Below are 18,367 nucleotides of genomic sequence, written 5' to 3' on the forward strand. Positions count from 1 at the left end.
GCCTAATCGGAATACTACTTGTTTCAGTAGGACTGTTTCTGATTGGAGCACCTGTTGGCTTTATTGGTACTGGAGTTATTTTGGTAACTTTAGCTATCTATATTGACCGCACATCAAATTACAAATAGGAGGTGACATAATGACCTTTTTTCGTCCGTTAACAGCGTTTAACGATTCAGGATCTTTTATTGATTTCAATGATAGTAATCCGCGATATGTTCCAATTGACAAGTTACGGAATTCAGACGTATTTACAGCCGTCAACGTCATTTCTAACGATATCGCAACTAATCCCATTAAGCTTGAAAGTGATAATGTCAACCACATTGCAGATGATAATTTTAGTGACTTAAACTACTTGCTTAATGTAAAACCTAATGATTATGTTTCTGCACGAGATTTTAAGTATGCATTATGTGCGAACTTGCTACTTACAGGAAATGCCTATGCTAGAATTCTTAGATCAAAGCGTAGAAATAAACCGATGGCTTTAATTCTACTTAGACCAAGTTGGGTTGATGTAGAAGTGGAAGACCTAACAGGGCAGATTAGATACTACATTCAAGACAATACTCATGATCCGTATTACTTAGATCCTGAGGACATTATTCATATAAAAATGCTTACCACTAATGGAATGATAGGAGCTAGTCCTCTTTATTCATTAGTTGATGAGTTATCAATGCAAAGACAAGGAAATAAGTTACTTAACGACTTCTTTGGTTCAGGAATTAATGGTTCAGCAATCCTTAAATTGCCAGGAGACCCTACACCTGATTCTAGAGACAATGTGCGAAAAAAATGGCTTGAAGCAAACACTGGTAACAAAACACACCGAGTAATGGTGCTTAGTTCACGGGAAGAATACACTCCCGTAGAAATCGATACTTCCATTTTAAAAATCGTCAATTCCAATGATTACACTACCAAGCAGATTGCAAAAGCGTTTGGTATACCAGTTTCTCGTTTAGGACTAGAAAACGCACATACATCACTTCCACAATCAAACCTAGATTACATTCAAAACTCATTAGATCACTACTTCAATCGTTTTACTTCTGAATTTAATATCAAACTTCTGTCATTTCAACAAGCTAAGAAGTATCACTTTGAGTTTGATGTATCTCGTTTAATGGAGCTTGATACCGAAACAAATATGAAGCAAACACTTGATTGGTATAAGAGTGGATTGCTTGATGACAATGAAGCTCGTAGAAGACTTGGATATGCACCTTATAAAGATGTCATGTCTGGTACTCGTGTAATTATGAGTAACTTTGTTCCTATTGAAAACATCAGAGAGAATTTTCCTAATAACGTTATTAAAGGTAATCAATATGACGATAATGGCAAGCCTACTGATGAAGAACATTTTGAACAAACAGGTCAAGGCAATGTCGTAAAGGTTAAGACGGGAAAAGGCAATGACACTAATGGAGATCAGAAACTTAATTCAGATGCCGAAAGTGGATCAGGAGACAAGAAAGATTCAAGGAACGGCAGTGGTATTCAACCAAAGAAGTGAGGACTTAGGTGGTTTTATTGAAGAAATTGAACCTAGTGCTTTCGATAGTGTGGATACATCAGATGTGGTTCTACTTTACAACCACAATACGGGAGATGTGCTAGCTAGAACTAGTGCTAATACTTTATTACTCAATATAGATGGTTCTGGAGTCCATTTTGAAGCTGAAATTCCTAAAACTACTTTAGGTAATGACACAATGACTAACTTAGAAAATCGTAATGTTCAAGGGATGAGTTTTGGTTTCACAATTGCTGACGATGATTGGCAAGAACAGCCAGATGGTTCACTACTGCATATTGTGAGAAAGATTGGAAAACTCTATGAGTTATCATTAACTCCTTTTCCTGCCTATAAAGAAACTGATGTGGCTGTTTCTCAACGCTCAATGAAAAACTTTTTAGATAAAAGAAATGAATTAGAAGCCGATAAAGAATGGCTTAAATTACAAAAAGACTTAAATATCAAGGAGATTTAAATGCTAAAAGAAAAGATTAAGGAAGCTACAGCTAAATACAATGATTTAGTTCAAAAGCGTAGCGCCTTATTGAAGGATGCAGATACTGCTTCTGAAGTAAAGGATATTAAAGAAATTCGTTCTAAGATTACTGGTCTTAATACTGAATTAGATCAAGCTAAAGCTGACCTAGACGATTTAAAAGAACTAGAAAAAGAAGAACAACGCTCAATTGCTCCTGAGGTTAATGAAGGGCCTCATCACCGTGGCGGTGGTTCAAGTAAAGATAAGTTGGAAATTCAAAAACGAGCTATTAATGCTTATATTCACACTCGTGATGCTTCTAATGCTACTGAAGTTGGATTGAAATCAGAAGATGCTGAAGTAACCATTCCAAAGGATATTCAGTACATTCCTACTGAAGAAGTTAAAACTGTTACTGATTTATCTAAATTAGTAACTCAATTTACTCCTACTACTGCTTCAGGAACTTATCCAATTGTAAAACGTGCTACTGCTAAATTGCATACAGTAGCTGAATTAGAAAAGAACCCAGAATTGGCAAAGCCTGAATTTATTAAACGCGAATGGAAAGTAGATACTTACCGTGGCGCTATTCCGCTGTCACAAGAATCTATTGAAGATTCGGCTGCCGATTTAATTGGTATTGTTTCAAATAACGCAATGGAACAAAAAATTAATACTACTAATGCTGCTATTTCAACTATTTTACAAAGTTTTACTGCTAAATCTGTTTCAGGTAGTGATGTAGATGCGATTAAACACATTTTGAATGTAGATTTAGATCCAGCATATCAACGTACTATTATTGCATCACAAAGCTTCTATCAATACTTAGATACTTTAAAGGATAAAAACGGTCGCTATTTACTTAATGATCCAATTACTACTGATTCTCCAGCAATGTTGTTAGGTGTATCTGTAATTGTAGTTGAAGATAATTTATTAGGTAAGGATGGCGAAGCACATGCCTTTATTGGAGATATTAAACGTGCAGTGCTTTATGCTAACCGTTCTGATATTCAAATTAGATGGGTGGATAACGATATTTACGGTACTTATTTACGTGCATCAGTAAGATTCGGAGTAGTTAAAGCTGACGAAAATGCAGGTTACTTTGTAACCGCTGGTACAGCGGGAAATTAAATCCCCCACCAGAAAATGGTGGGGACACAAAGCCCATTAATGCTAATACAGTAGCTGAAATTAAGGCTTACTTGGATAAGCATTCAATTGAGTATCCAGCGTCTGCACCTAAGGACGACTTATTAAAGCTGGTGTAATAAATGGCTGATACTACATTTGATAAACAACAATTTAAAGATTATTTACGTATCAATTTTGATGAAGATAATGCAGTTATTGAGAATCTGTGGAGGGGTGCAGAGGAAGTAATTTGTACTCAAGTTTCTAAAACTGCTACTCCAGAAAAGTTATCTAAATATCAAATGTTTACTATTGCAGTTCGATTATTAGCGACACATTGGTATGAGAGTAAAACAACTGTTCCACAGACTGCTACGGTTAAAGCAAATACTGCTGAAATTCCATACGGAGTTACTAGATTAATCGACATTATTTACACGAGGTACGTAAATGATCCTGAATTTAATGAAGACGAAAATTCAGGTAATGAAAAACAAGACGGTCAAGAATAAGGAAGACGGGACATATGAAGATAAGCTAGTTCCAATTAAAGAACTATGGTGTGATGTCACAAGGTCTACCTTGAAAGAGTATCGCGAAAATAGTGGCTTAGAAGAAGGCAAGGATAACACTATCTTCTTAGTTAACTACATGGATAGTCGAGAGATTACTAGTGATATGTTCATTCATTTTAACGGCAATGACTACAATATTAAAAATATTCAACGCGATTATGAACGCTTTGATAGCACGAGAATAACAGGAAGGTTGGTGGAGAAGTAATGGTTCAAGGGCTAGAGGATGTCATGAGTAACATTCGTGCCCTTAGAGATAAGGGACAAAGAGCACAGAAAGATGCTCTTAATAAAATGGGTGATACTTTTGAAAATACCTTACGTGAAAATATACCAGTTGGTATGCAACACGGTTATGAAATTCACTTAGCAGAAGACGTTAAAAAAGGCACTCCACGAATGAGACAAGGTATTTTGTCTCTTAAGGTCGGACTGGCTGGTTCCGCATCTACTGGTGAATTGCCAGCTTGGTATGCACACTTTGCTGATACTGGATCAATGAAGAAAGCACCAACATTCTTTTCTGAAAAGTCTCGTGACCAATCAATACCTGAATTAAAACAAGACGTAATCGATCAGTTTAAGAAAGAGTTAGGATCATGATTTTTGCAGATCAAAAAGTTTATTCTGCTTTAGCTAATAACGAAAAGCTAACTAAGGCTATGGCTGATATGCAAACCAATTCTACAGATGAAGATATGATTTTTAATTTCGATATTCCAGAAGAATATCAAGGAAATAAGTATGCTCCTATTATTCGTGTGAATTACATAGGTAATAAATATCGCAGTTCTGATGACGATGGAGCATACACCAAGCCTAGAGTGTGCGTATCTTTATGGACTAAAACATTTAGTCAAGGGACAAAATTACTTCCTATTATATTAGACGCTTTAAAAGGTATTGGTTTTTATCGGTATGCAGATAGCCACACGAAAGATCCTGACACTGCTGACCAACCTAATAAACAACTTTATATGTTCCAGCTATACGTTAATGGAATAATTTTTGAAGAAGAGGAATAAATAAATGGCAGACAAGAAATTCGTGAAAATTGGTGCTAAGAACTTACGCTTTGCCCAATTAGACGATGAAGGATTTATTAAGGGCGATATCCTTCAATTACCAGGTACTACTGAAATTGATGTATCTGTTACTTCAGACAATGCAACTATTAATGCCGATGATGGTCCTTACATGACTTTATCATCTGGTATTTCTAAGACTACCGCTAAGGTAAGTAATTACTTCTTAACTCCTGAAGCTAAAACAATGCTTTTAGGAACTAAATATGCAAAGGGAATGGAATTCTACGGGGACGATTCATTACCAAACCACGTTGCTATGATGTTTGAAACACAATTGCAATCTAATGAAGCACACCCTCTCTATGTAGGTTTGTTAAATGGTACTTTTAAGTTCCCAGATAACAAGAACAAGACTAAGGGTTCTGGTGCTCCTGATCCTTCTCCTGAAGAACTCGAAGGAGAATTTGTAATGCAGGAACGTGGCAATAATAAAATTGCTGAAATTAATGGTTTCACTTCTGATCCAGATTTCGATATGGCAACGTATGAATCTGTGGTATTCCCTAAAGATCAAGCAAGTTTAGATGCAGCATTGAAGAAAGTTTTTGATGCAACTACACCTAGTGGACCTACTGCATAAAGTTAAAACTATAATCAGTCGCGCTAGAAATAAACAATAGTCACAGACCGCGGCTATTTCTAGGAGAAAACTATGAAAGAAACAATTAAGTTATATGAAGATGGCGAATACAAAACCTACGAACGAGATATGGCTAAGATCCCTTTAACTGTAGAAGATTGGATGAACGCTAATGAATTAGATGTTGCCCAACATAACTATTCAATGAAAACAACTAGCGATAAGCCGATGAAAGCCAAAGATGCACAAGACTTAGTTAAAGCTGATGTAAAGTTTGTAGTTAATTACTTTAGAAATCAATTTACACTTGACCAAGCAATGAAAGGTATTGCACCTAAGGTAATGGTTGAAGAATTTAATAAATGGTATAGCCAATCAGCTGGTGCATTAGACATTGGTAATGAAAAAGGTGACCAAAAAAAATAACTGTTGAAGAATTGAAGAAAAGCCGAAAAAAAGTATTAGCTTTATTTCGTGTAATGCAAGAAAAGTTTGGCTACAACATGAAAGATATTCTTTCAATGCGTGGGCCAGAATTTAAAACTTTTGTTGATTCATTTGGCGAAAACAAAGTCGAAGAAAAACCTAAGCTAACTACTATAGATCAGGCATTCCCTCAATTCTTTACAGATCCGTTTGCTAAGAGAAAGGGGAGTAAATCTTAATGGCAGATGAATTAGGTCACATATCTGCGGAGATCGCTCTTGATATTAATCCTTTCTTAACAAACCAACGTGTTCTTGAAACTCAAATAGGCAGAACTGGTAAGCTCCTGAATAATATGGAGAACAGCTTTAAAACAGCTGGTTCGAAGATTAGTGCTAATAATATTTTTAAAACTCAAGTAGCACAACTGAAAATGCTTGATAAGCAAATGTCTAATTATCAAAGACATATGTCAGAAGTGCAAAAAAGTATTGCTAATGGAAATAATACTGTAGCTAATCAACGTTCTCTTGCTTCTACTGCTACTCAATTGCAGAATGCGTCAATAAAATATGACCAACTTAGAATGTCTGCTGCACGTACTCTTCAAGAACAACGTGCTGCAAGTTCTGTTTTCGGTCAAGCGTCTGCAAGAATTGGAGACTATGGCAACAAGATAGAAGAAGCAGGTCAAAAAATTAAAGGTATGGGTAGCACCTTAGGTTCTGCTGTAATTGGAGCAGGATTATACAATGCTGCTAAAGCTGCAATGAGTTTTAAATCTGAAATTCAAGGTATTGGACCATTGCTTTCAGAAGATGGTCGAATTACTAGTCAGGTTACTCAACAGCTAAATCAAATGAGTGCAAGTTCACTTAGATGGTCTAAGCAATATGGTATTTCAACTCATGAAATCAATAATGCGATGACCGAACTTGTAAGACGTGGATTTACTGCTAACCAAACTCTAGGTTCAATGCCAGCTATTCTTAATGCTAGTCGTGCATCAGGTGAAAGCTTAGGCATTGTTATGCAGGCTACTGCTAGTTCAATTGAAATGTTTGGACTTAAGGCTAATACTGCTGCTGAACAAACTAAGAATACTACCCGAGTTACCGATGTTTTAACAGTTGCCGCTAATAAAACTGCTACTAGTTTTGCAGATATTGCTGCTGCAATGACTTATGTTGGTCCAACTGCTGCACAAGCTCATATGAGTATTGAACAGATTGCTGCTGCAATTGGTGCATTATCTAACAAGGGTATTGAAGCCTCTACTGCTGGTACTACTTTACGTCAGGTATTGAGTAAGTTAACTACTGATACCAAGACTAACCGTGCTAATATGCAAGCAATCGGTGTGGATATTGATGAGATTAAGAAAAAGGGAGTAGACCTTCCTAAGTTAATTGACCAAATCAATAACAAACTAAAAGATAAGACACCTACTGAAAAGATGGCTTTGCTAAACGCAGCGTTTGGTAAGCTTGGTCAAGGTGTTATGGCTTTGTTTGAAAAGTCAAATAAGAGTAGTAAATCAGCTGGTGATGAACTTCGTAACTTACAAGGCGAGCTTGAAAAAGCTGGCGGTACAACTAAACGTATTGCTGACCAGATGAATAATACTCCACAAGCTAAGTGGGAAAGATTTAAACAAACAATGCACGCCACATTAATTGAAATTGGTGGCAATATGCTTCCTGCTGTAACTGGATTGATGAAAAACATTCAGAACTTAGCTGAAGCATTTAGTCGTTTAGATCCAGCTACTCAATCAGCAATCGTTAAGTTCTTAGCTTTATATGCTGCAATTAAGCCATTAAGCGCTGTGGTCGGAGCGCCTATTGAAGGCATTGGTAAGCTTACCAATGGTTTTAAGAAATTATTTGATTTAGGTGCAAAATTAAAGGCTGGTTCTTTAACATCAGCACTTAAAGAAGTAGACAGTGCATTAGGTAAAGTAAGCGATGCTAAAGGTGCAGTTACTACTCTGCAAAGTGTGGGTAGTGCAGCAGAACATTCTGGGACTAAGTTCTTAGGCTTAGCTGGAAAGATAGAAAATACTGCTTCTAAGGGAGCAGAATTGGCAACAGCTATTCCTGGAACTGTTAGTGGTTTTACTGCATTAGGTACTGGAGCTACAGAGGCAACTACAGCGACAGCTACTTTAGGTTCAGCATTAGCAACCACTGCTATAGGTGTAGGTGCTGTAGCTGGAGTATTGGCAGTGGGATATGGAGCTTATAAACTTTATACGGGAGTAATTCAGCCTGCTATTGATAAAGAACGTGAACATGAATATGAATTGGCCACTTGGGGAGCAGTTGTTGGCAAAGAAACTTCTGAATCTGCTAATAAATTTAAGAATTTTTCTAGTCAGGCTACTCAAGCTATGGATAAAGCACAATCTAATGTTAAGCAAAATGCTGATTCAATAAAGAAGGCATTTGAGGGAATGGGCAATGAAGCCAAAAAGAATGCTAAAAAAATAGAAGACTCTATTGGATCAACAGCTAAATATTTAGGTGGCGATGCAGGAAAATACTTAAAAGGTGTTGGATCTAAAAGGACTAAAACTGATAATTCATATTTAGATAATATTACTGCTGACCAAAAGAAAGCTGATGCAATAATTGCTGCTGCAAAAGCACAAGGCGGGAAGATGTCAGCTGATACTCGTCAAGAATTGAGTAATATTCAAGCTGATATTACAGCTAATTACGTTGCTACATTAGGAAAGACAAAAAATGCTAGTGTGCGTCTTAGACAAGCACTTGCAGGAACTTTTGACAGCTCATCTTCAAAAGCACAATTACAAAAATATGTAAATGATGTTGATGATGCTTTAAATAAAAACTATAGAAATACTCAAAAAGGTATGTCTAAGCTAAATAGCTTATATAAAAGTGGAAAGATTAGTTATCGAGATTATGCGAAGACTAAGGAACTCTATGAAGACGCAGATAGAGAAAGAACCGATAAATTAATTGATTCTAATATCAAACTAAAAAGAGCCCAAGGTGAAAGCTGGGATGAAATTAAAAACCAACTTAAAACCGTCGGTCGTGATTGGGGAGTTACAGCTAATCAAATAGACCGTGCAATTGATAGAGTAAAAAAAGGTCATCAAAGTTTAGGAAAATATGTCATTGATACTACTGGTAAAATGACAAAATCAACTAAAAAAGCAAGTGACACATGGAATAGTTGGGTACTTGATCCTAAAACAGGAAAAGTAAGAACTAATTTATCTGAATTTTTAGCACAAAAGTCTAAAAGTCAAAAAGGATGGGATCAATTACATTTTGTAATTAAAAATGCCAAGCTTTCTACTAATTCTAAAATGGCTATTGCTGAAGCTGTTAGTGCAAACCATAGATGGAGTTCATTAAGTTGGAAAGAACAACAGGCTTTAATTCGCTCTAAAGGCGGTAAAGAAGTACAACAACTTATGTACATTGAGGGACAATGGAATAATTTAGATCCCAAAATTCAAACATTAATTGCTACTGCTAAAGGAAAAGATGAAATTGTAAATTCTTTAAGCAATATTAAGAATTGGAATTTGCTTAAACCTGAACAGAAGCAATTAATTATTAATGAATTTTCTGGTTTTGATAAACTGCGCCTTGAATTAAACAACATTAAAGAATGGAATTCTTTAAGTACCAAAAAGCAAGACGCAATAATGAATATTGTAAAACATGGAGGTAGCTTAGAAGATGAGTTAAAGAAGGCTCAAGTGTGGAATTCCCTTCCTAAAAGTATGCAAAAAGAGATTAGAATAGTTGATAACTCATCAAAAAGAATTAATAGCGTCAAATTAGCTCTTAAAACAATTAATTCATTTACCGCTAAGCCTAAGCTTGAAATGAATACGACTAATGCGGTTGATCGTATAACGAAGTTCAATACTTTATTGAATGATACTTCTAAGAAACAGCCATTTGTTAAAGTTGATGCACATACGGAAGATGGTCTGGGTAAGGTTGAAAGACTAAACGATACGATTAATTCAATGACACGCACGCCTAAAACATCTCATGTAGGAATTACTGTTTCAGGTAAGGATAAATTGGATTCTGCTAAGAATAGTCAAAAGCAATTTAATGCTTTACCTACCTTGCCAAAACATAACAGCATGTCTGTTAGCGGTGCTGGTCAAGTGCAGGACGGAACAAATAAACAAAAAGGCTTTAATGGTACATCATCATCTAGCAAAAAGAACTCTATGCATACTGATGGAGTAGGACAAGTACAAGATGGTACTAATAAGCAAAAGAATTTTAATGGCACAAGATCAAGTAGTAAGCATAATCATATGAGTGCTAGTGGTCGTGGTGAAGTAGCAGACGCTACTTCAAAACAACAAGCTTTCAGGAGACAGCGTGGTCATACTATTCAAAACACTATAAGAACCGTATATGAAACCGTAAAGAAATTTATTACTGGCCATAAAGCCACAGGAACAGCTGGAGCATGGAGATTTAAGCACTTTGCTTATGGAACTCCTAATGACGGCTGGGAAGGTGGTCCAGTAGTTGTAGGCGATGGTCATCGACAAGAAGTTGTATATGACCCCCAAGTAGGACTATTTAAAACTCCTGCTACTGATACTGTAATGGATTTATCTAAGGGGTCTGTTGTATGGCGTTCTGTAGAAGCGTTTGAGACAGCAATGGAACATGCAGGGATTAATAATTATCCGAAGTTTGCTTACGGAACTGCTAGTCAAGACTTAGTAGCATTAGCTAATAGATTGCCTGATGATATGGAGCAACAACTTAAAACAGTTAACCCACAATCGTCTAGCTTGAGTGGTTTTAATGAAACTCAAATGCAAACTAATGAACTAATTGCAACATTGATCGAACAGAATGCAATGCTAGTTCGATTATTTAAGAACTTAGGCATGAACGTAAACATTGATGGCAAACAGCTAGCAAAAGCACAGGTAGAAAATAATTCCAGTGCATTGAATGAATTTGTTAAGCAAACAGGAATGGGGTTTAGTTAATGGATTACACAATTAAATATAATGGTAAGACTAATCTTGACTTTGATATGTATTGGGATACTGATGGTAACTTTGAATTAGGAACAGGTACACCAGATATTGATACAACCGATATTCCTGGAGTAAGTGGGACAATTTTAGACTTCAATAATTCTTATAAGAACTTTGAGCAAAAATTTGTTTTTTACGCAGTTACTAAAGAAATGACAGCTAATGAATTAAAAACTAGATTAACAAGCTGGCTTTTAAAAGATCCTACTTATCATCAATTGTCTTTTAGCAATGATCCTGATTATTACTATATTGCAGCACCTAACCCAAGTTCTGTTCTTAAGTTTCCAGCTTTTAACAAACATTATTCTAAAGTTGAAATTTCATTCACTGTTAAGCCATTTAAATATCGCTTAGATGGTAGAAGTGAATATTCCATTCCTACTACTTTAATTAATCCTGAACAATGGCTTAGCTATCCTCTTATTCATATTGTAGGCAATGAGGGTGTAACGCTTAATATCAATGACCAAAAATATCAATTAACTAGTATTGATGGAGAAGTATTTATTGATAGTGAACCAGTGAAAAACATTGTTTACCATGACTTAAGCGAACAAGGAATGAGAAATGCAACTGCTATTTTCCCAGACCATTCATTCCCAGTTCTGGATGCTGGTGAAAATCAAATTAGTATAACTGGTAACTATCAGTCAGCCACCATCATACCGAGGTGGAAAACGCTATGTTAGCTAGACCAATATTATTTAAGAGTGCAAGTGATCCTACTAATACGTTAGGCTTAGGTGTAATGACTGGTTTTAAAGACTGGCGAGTTAAGACTGAGAAAAACATGATCCCTAAGTTGACTGGAACTTACAGCTTGAATAATTATTTAAGTTCTTTCATTAATAATGATTGCGTGATTATGGCTGATGCTAGTCAACACAGGCTTAACCAGATTTTTAAGATTGACAAGTTAAGTCAAAAAGTTGATGAGCATGGTAAAGGAACAATTGATATTGAAGCTCATCACATAGCTGGTGAACTAATCAAAAATTCAATTGCTCATGACATTTTCTTAGTTAATGCAAGTCCGCAAAAGCTTTGGGACACATTAATGGCTAACTTGACGGCTAGCGATTTTAAAAAGTTTCACTTTCATACAGATATAGTGAGTGTAGCTAATATTAGTATTCAGTGGAAAGAAGTTACTACCTTACAAGATATTCTCTTTGGAGATAGCAATTCTTCTACTGATTCATTTACTAAGTTATGGAACGGTCAATGGTATTTTGACAATTATGATATCTATTTCTTGCAAAAAATCGGATCAGGTAACAAATTATCAGTTACCTATGGCCAGAATTTAAAGACACTATCACAAGATCTGTCTATTCAGAATACTTATACAGCCGTTCAAGGATACGCAAGCAAGAAAGAAGAATACACTCCTACAACCACAATTACTATAACTACTACTGAAAATAAGAATACCGATCAGCCAAAAGGCCAAACTCATCCAGTTAATGGAGACTGGGGTCCTGTTATCAAATATGCTGCAAAAGTTATGGGCGTAACCTGTGATGACGATTATGTAGCTAAAATTAAAAACATGATTCAAGGCGAATCCAGTGGCAATGAAAAGGCAGTCAATAATTGGGATGCAAATGCAAAGGCTGGCCACCCAACGCTCGGGTTGATTCAGTTTAGACAAGACACTTTTGATAGATATAAAGTAAAGCCTTATACAAATATCTGGGCTGGTTTCGATCAATTGTGTGCGTTATTCAATATGTCTGACTGGAAGAGTCAAGTTAACTCATGGCAAAAAGTCAGAGCTTGGTCACCTAATGGTAAGAAACGAATGGATGAAGTCAAAAATACTTCGGCAATTCAGATTTCATGGGGCTGGCCTTTTCCTAGTGTTGGTGAAGGTAAGTTTACTGGTGGTCAATTATTCGGAATTAACCCAGGTGGCGAGTTTCGAACTAATAACTTCCACGATGGATTAGATTTTGGTAGCGTAGACCACCCTGGTAATGAAGTTCATGCAATCCACGATGGTAAAGTAACGATTATTGGAAATGATAGTTATATCGGTTGGCATGTAGTAACACATTCAAACGATGGGTATGACATTGTATACCAAGAAGCATTTTCTAACCGTGGAAATATCAAAGTTAGTCAAGGTCAAGAGGTTAAAACTGGTGATGTAATCGGTATTCGTGATACTAATCATGTGCACATTGGTGTGACTAATAAATCGTGGGTGGAAGGATATAACGGGCACAGCTTTGACCCTAACTGGGGCTGGCTTGATCCTCTTAAACTTATCAAAGATGGTAGTAAACCTGGAGAACTCGTTGTTTCACAGAAAACTGTAGAGATTGGTCAAGAATGTGATATTGGTTTAGTCCAATATATAGGATCAGGTAGAGTTGCGACTTATAGTTCTCCAATCGATAAAAGAACATCGGGTCAATACATTAAGCCAGGACAGCACATTAGGATTATCAGAAAATACACTGGTAATGGAACAGATTGGTATAAGATCACAGACAACAACTGGATCAATGCTGACTTTATTAATGTAAATAATGGTAGCAAGTATTTATTTAATAGTATTCAAGGTAAAGGACATATTAAGTGGGACGAAAGCGTAAAGATACCGTCTCTTGAAGTGTTTAAAAGAACCTTAAAAACTAAATACTTATATAGCAAAATACCAGTTCATTTATATCCTAATGTGAATAGTCCGACTGAATCTTCCTTAGATACATCTAGCGATGAAAAAATTATTTATCGAACTAAAGATGACGATGGAATAGATTGGTACGGGCTTAGTAACAAGCAATGGATTAATAGCCAGAATTTAGTTTTAGGTGCCTATGCTTATCAACCTGCTAAAGGAATAGGTAAGACTAATAAAACTGCAAGCATTTTTGCAGAACCTGGAAATAGCAATATTGGGACAGTAAATCAGAATACTGAATGTAAAGTATTCATGATTGCTAAGAATCAAGGTAAGACTTGGTACAACATAGGTGGTCAGCGATGGATTAATTCGCAGGATATTTCTTTTACTACTGCTCCATTACCGATTGCAGAAGTAGTTAATGGAAAAGATTTACCACCTAACTATACTGACAAATTGACTGTTTATGATAGCCCTGCTTGGGATAGAAAAGTGAATGGTAAATATGTTGGTAAGAATGAATTAGTGAACATTTCAGGTCAAGCTAACTCAGATAATCAGGTATGGTATCGAGTTGAAAAAGGCTGGATAAATGGTAAATATGTAGACTTTTCTCAAAAAGGCGATGTTAAGCCTTATGATCCTAAAGCAAAGTCAATTCCTAATAATGACGATAATGCGATTGTTTTAAAAGAAGTTTATTTAAAAGCCCCTAATGCTAACAAGTTTGAGAATGAAAAGATTTTAAAACATGATTTTTCTGAATATAATATTAATTCTTCTGACCAATTAAAAGGGTTAGTTCAATCTTATATCTATGACAAACGTGTGGGAGAAGTAGAAGTTAATTTAACTATTGATTTCTATCAAATGAAAAATGAACTCGCACAATTGAAATCCTGTGATGTGGGCTATGAAGCGTCAGTATTTTTTAAGAAATTAGACATTAATGAAGCTACAGAGATTACATCACTTGAATGGAATGGACCTAAGCAAAGAATTGAAAATGTTCACCTAGGTAAAAAAGAAGAAACCTTGCGTGATACCATGAACCAATTCTTAGCTGTAGCCGATGCTAATAGTCAAAAGAATGCGAGTGAAAGTGCAAGTTCCAGCGAAAGCGCAAATGCGGAAGCTATCAATCAGATTAAATCAAAAGTTTATAAACAGTTAGATGACTTCAAAGTAGATTGGGAAGCTTACAAGAAAAACGTGCCTACACAAACCGATTTTCAAAATCAATTACAGGCAATGCAAACCAATTTAAGTAAATCTATGGAAGAGAAGTTTCAAGAACTCGAAGAAAGGATCAAGAATGATAAATCGGATAATTCTGGATCTAAGCAAGAAAAACAATAGTTTAAACGAAATAATCAGACTTCGGCAGGGAGAGAACAATTCAACTGAAATCCAAGCTACTGTTACAGCTAATAACCAAGCTTATAACTTGAATGGATCAACAGCTGAATTACATATGAAGAAACCTGATTACGAAGTATATGTAACAAAAGCAACAATCAATAATAACGAAATTATTTGTAAATTAACTAGTGATGCAGTTAAGTTTTCTGGAAAGGCTACAGCTTACTTTCAGATTACTAATGGAAATTCTGTAGTTACAACAGAAGATTTTAAGTTGGAGATCTTACCTGCATTAAACCTAGTTAAGAAAAAAGATCCAAACGAACCACAACCAATTGATTTACAAGTAATGAATAATAATGATGAAAGGAAAGCAGAATGGGTGTAAACATCGTAAACAATGGCAAGCCATACTTCTTTAGATTCGACATTTCTAAAGAAGGCGGCATGTCTGCTAGAATTACGGATTACCTTAAAACAAGAGTAAATGACAATGGTAAGAAAGTACCCGTTAAATGGTTTGACCAAGGGATGGTGATGAACGTCCACGGGATGTCGCCATTTATTCAGGGTGGTGTAGGACACTACACACCAGATGAAAACAATGAATTATTACCAGGACCTGATGTGGTATATCGTGACTGGCAAGGTACACCAGCTGACGTAACTGATGATGGAATGGTTTACTACACTTTAGAAGACCAGTTTTTCTGCAAACAAGGTCAATTTAAGGGTATCTTTGGTTTACGTGATAGTAATGGCAATGTATTTAGTTCTGTAAACATTATTTTTGAAATCCAAGGCAATGACTTCCGTATTCATCAAACTACTGAATACTACAGCTCTGAATTAGAGAAGATGAAGGCTAAATTTGCAAATGATACTGGGCAAGCGATTAATGACTTACATGAAAGATATAAGAACAAAGCTCAAAAATCAGAAGACACATTAGATAATATTCAAAAAAGTCTTGATACCATAGACGCATCTTTTAAATCAGCTTCAACATCTGCTAAAGCAATTCAGGATAGAATTGATAGTGAAGATATTATAACTACTGCTCGTTTTAATGACGTTACTAAGGGGTTAACCAAAGATATTACTGCTAAACTGTCTGAAATTTCGTCAACTATTCCCTGGCTAAAAAATGTAAAAGCAATTGAAGAGAAGTATCCTAATGGTTATTCTGGAGCTGTTATTGCAACTGATACGATGCACAAGTGGCTATATTATGATGGACGCTGGAATGATGCTGGACTGTATACAGAATCAATTACTAAAGATGGGGATATCGTTGCATATTTAGATGAAGGAAAAGTGCTAAATTGGGATCCTAACAGTTCAGATTGTAAGCTGGATTTATCAGATATGACTACAGGTATTACTATTCGTGGTGCAGTTGATATTTCTTTTACTAAAGAAGAAATCTATAAAACATTTAATTCTTCTCCTGAAACTAAATTAAATGGAGATATTGTCACTGGTAAATCTTTTGCATTGATCTTTTACTTTTCAACAAACAAACTCGGTATTATTAACCCATCAGATGATCTTATTACACAAGATGCAAAGATTTTATTTTTACATCACTATACCAGTACTAATGATGGACTATTAGTAAGTACACAACGCTATTTAGATCAATTGAAAAAACTTCAAATTAATGATGCCAACACTCCTTATGCGTATGTAGCAGAGGGCAAAAACCTAAATTATGATTACTGGGATAATGAGTGCAATTTAAAATTTGATGGTGATTGGGTTGAAGTTTGGTTTAATAAATGGAAATGGGACGTTAAGGTTTCTGATATTTTAGAATCAGCTAAAAATTCTAAGGTTGTTACTGTTACAGATGATAATGTTATTAAAGGCGCGCAATTCATCATGTACTTTGATGGCAATGACAAAAAAATAAAATTCTCTAAAGATAAAGATGGAGTCCCAATTGGTGGTATTGCATTGTTTACACATCAATACAATTCTTATAATGTTGGACCATTAGTCGATTTTTATGTACATAAACAAGCTCAAGAATTTATTCGAAAATATGAAAAAGCTGAGCAAAAAAACAACAAAGTTCCAGCATATTTTAAAGATAACTTAACTCAAGGAATTGATAGAGTTAACCAAAATATGGGTGAAGCAGGTCCGAATTCAATGTCATTCCTGTTCATTACTGATATGCACTGGGGTGGAAATGCAAAGCATTCACCAGCTTTAGTTCATGAAGTAATGAAACATACAGGATTACCACTTATGGTAAACGGTGGAGATTTATTTGACCAAGGTGAAAAATCTGCTATGCGAAATGAAGTGACTACGGCTATTAATACTGTTCAATATCCTGGAACTTTTATGGCAACTGTAAGAGGTAATCATGATGGTAACTGGAACAATTGGGGAGGACAACATGACCATCCTGATTGGAAGTTCTCATATAGTGACATTTATGGTTATGAATTTGCATATATGATGCGCAATAAAAATTTGGTCAATGATTTCCATTACTTAAATATAGGTAATGATTTCACTTATACATTTACAACTAGTGATGGAAGTGGGCAAGTTTGGCGTTTCATTTGTGTAGACACACTTGACCTAGATGGTGGTACAAATATAAACATAGATAGCTTTAAGAAAATTTGTGATTTACTTAAAGAATCCAAGCATGAAAATATTATTTTTGTAGCACACATTTTCAGCAACAATCACGTCCATACTGATTTTGAAAAAGATCTTGAAAAGGTAATTGATGCTCGTAACTCACAAGGTACAACTACAGTGTCATGGGGATCAGTAGATTTTTCACAAACAGACAATACTTCTAAAATTATTGTATGTTTTGGTGGCCATGAACATGAAGATTATGATTGGACTACTCCTAATGGCGTACCATTCATCTTAACTGACAGTGATAACGCACCAAGAACAGAAACAACTAAATATGGTCACGATTATGGAACGATCGGTGAACAATGTTTTGATATTATGACAATTAATCCTTCTGCAAAAAAAATTAAAGCAGTTCGTATTGGAAGAGGTATCGACAGGAGTTGGAATCTACGATGAAAAATAAACTAAAAAAGCTCCTGCACTCTGAACACCCACAGCATGAGATCCTAGCTTTTGCAATGATAGGTATAGGATTAATTCTTATCTGCAATGACTTCTACTTTTTCTGGCCACCTTTTGCGGTCGGTTTCCTGAATGATGACTTAGTTGGAGGTATCTTCTTAGTTGATGGCATTCTACTTTTAAAATGGGCACTTAGTACATCAAGTAAGATCTATGCAAATCGTAATTTGCTGGTTATAACAGCTGGACTACTAGCATTTGAAGCAACCGCTGAGTTCAGTCATGGCTATGTTTCAGGAAGACCACATATGCTTATGGCTGGCTTTCTTGAAATTATCGTTTTACTCTTTGTATTTTCCATCATAGGAAAAACTAAGAAGCACAATTACTAGTAGGAGGTGGTGCT

Annotated in this window: 16 protein-coding genes and 1 pseudogene; all 17 read left to right on the forward strand. The window is 35.6% G+C overall.

All coding sequences use genetic code 11. The features are described from left to right. Nucleotides 1–139 precede the first annotated feature (139 nt). Nucleotides 140–1,525 (forward strand): phage portal protein, encoded by a 1,386-nt coding sequence (locus tag QM512_RS02450; protein ID WP_282805944.1) that lies wholly within the window; start codon nt 140–142, stop codon nt 1,523–1,525. Next, nucleotides 1,458–2,003 (forward strand): HK97 family phage prohead protease, encoded by a 546-nt coding sequence (locus QM512_RS02455; protein ID WP_282805945.1) that lies wholly within the window; start codon nt 1,458–1,460, stop codon nt 2,001–2,003. Before QM512_RS02450 ends, QM512_RS02455 begins: the two co-directional genes overlap by 68 nt. Further along, nucleotides 2,004–3,149, forward strand: coding sequence for a phage major capsid protein (locus QM512_RS02460; protein ID WP_282805946.1), 1,146 nt, complete (start codon nt 2,004–2,006; stop codon nt 3,147–3,149). A 38-nt stretch (nt 3,150–3,187) separates the two neighbouring features. Beyond that, nucleotides 3,188–3,286: pseudogene (locus QM512_RS02465) on the forward strand (HeH/LEM domain-containing protein); the annotation flags it as partial. A gap of 3 nt (nt 3,287–3,289) precedes the next feature. Further along, entirely contained in the window at nt 3,290–3,661 is a 372-nt protein-coding gene (locus QM512_RS02470) for a head-tail connector protein (protein WP_282805947.1), read from the forward strand. After that, nucleotides 3,636–3,932, forward strand: a complete 297-nt coding sequence (locus tag QM512_RS02475; RefSeq protein ID WP_282805948.1) for a phage head closure protein — start codon at nt 3,636–3,638, stop codon at nt 3,930–3,932. Before QM512_RS02470 ends, QM512_RS02475 begins: the two co-directional genes overlap by 26 nt. Next, a complete protein-coding gene (locus QM512_RS02480) occupies nt 3,932–4,327 on the forward strand; it encodes an HK97-gp10 family putative phage morphogenesis protein (protein ID WP_094496320.1) in 396 nt (131 codons plus the stop codon). The genes QM512_RS02475 and QM512_RS02480 overlap by 1 nt, the downstream gene beginning before the upstream one ends. Further along, nucleotides 4,324–4,749, forward strand: a complete 426-nt coding sequence (locus QM512_RS02485) for a hypothetical protein (RefSeq protein WP_061399861.1) — start codon at nt 4,324–4,326, stop codon at nt 4,747–4,749. The genes QM512_RS02480 and QM512_RS02485 overlap by 4 nt, the downstream gene beginning before the upstream one ends. A 4-nt stretch (nt 4,750–4,753) precedes the next feature. Then, on the forward strand, nt 4,754–5,392 hold the full coding sequence (locus QM512_RS02490; protein ID WP_282805949.1) for a major tail protein: 639 nt from the start codon (nt 4,754–4,756) through the stop codon (nt 5,390–5,392). 72 nt (nt 5,393–5,464) lie between these two features. After that, entirely contained in the window at nt 5,465–5,818 is a 354-nt protein-coding gene (gene gpG / locus QM512_RS02495; RefSeq protein WP_282805950.1) for a phage tail assembly chaperone G, read from the forward strand. 11 nt (nt 5,819–5,829) lie between these two features. Continuing rightward, nucleotides 5,830–6,057 (forward strand): hypothetical protein, encoded by a 228-nt coding sequence (locus QM512_RS02500; RefSeq protein WP_061399858.1) that lies wholly within the window; start codon nt 5,830–5,832, stop codon nt 6,055–6,057. Then, nucleotides 6,057–10,835, forward strand: coding sequence for a phage tail tape measure protein (locus QM512_RS02505; RefSeq protein WP_282805951.1), 4,779 nt, complete (start codon nt 6,057–6,059; stop codon nt 10,833–10,835). Before QM512_RS02500 ends, QM512_RS02505 begins: the two co-directional genes overlap by 1 nt. Then, nucleotides 10,835–11,578, forward strand: a complete 744-nt coding sequence (locus QM512_RS02510; RefSeq protein ID WP_282805952.1) for a phage tail domain-containing protein — start codon at nt 10,835–10,837, stop codon at nt 11,576–11,578. The genes QM512_RS02505 and QM512_RS02510 overlap by 1 nt, the downstream gene beginning before the upstream one ends. Continuing rightward, nucleotides 11,572–14,883: a phage tail spike protein gene (locus tag QM512_RS02515; protein ID WP_282805953.1), complete on the forward strand. Its 3,312-nt coding sequence runs from the start codon at nt 11,572–11,574 to the stop codon at nt 14,881–14,883. Before QM512_RS02510 ends, QM512_RS02515 begins: the two co-directional genes overlap by 7 nt. Next, nucleotides 14,840–15,274 (forward strand): BppU family phage baseplate upper protein, encoded by a 435-nt coding sequence (locus QM512_RS02520; RefSeq protein ID WP_282805954.1) that lies wholly within the window; start codon nt 14,840–14,842, stop codon nt 15,272–15,274. The genes QM512_RS02515 and QM512_RS02520 overlap by 44 nt, the downstream gene beginning before the upstream one ends. Further along, nucleotides 15,265–17,955 (forward strand): metallophosphoesterase family protein, encoded by a 2,691-nt coding sequence (locus tag QM512_RS02525; protein WP_282805955.1) that lies wholly within the window; start codon nt 15,265–15,267, stop codon nt 17,953–17,955. Before QM512_RS02520 ends, QM512_RS02525 begins: the two co-directional genes overlap by 10 nt. After that, entirely contained in the window at nt 17,952–18,353 is a 402-nt protein-coding gene (locus tag QM512_RS02530; RefSeq protein ID WP_282805956.1) for a hypothetical protein, read from the forward strand. Before QM512_RS02525 ends, QM512_RS02530 begins: the two co-directional genes overlap by 4 nt. The last annotated feature ends 14 nt before the right edge of the window (nt 18,354–18,367 follow it).

The sequence above is a fragment of the Lactobacillus isalae genome (assembly GCF_947539375.1).
In the GTDB taxonomy this organism is placed as follows: Bacteria; Bacillota; Bacilli; order Lactobacillales; family Lactobacillaceae; genus Lactobacillus; species Lactobacillus isalae.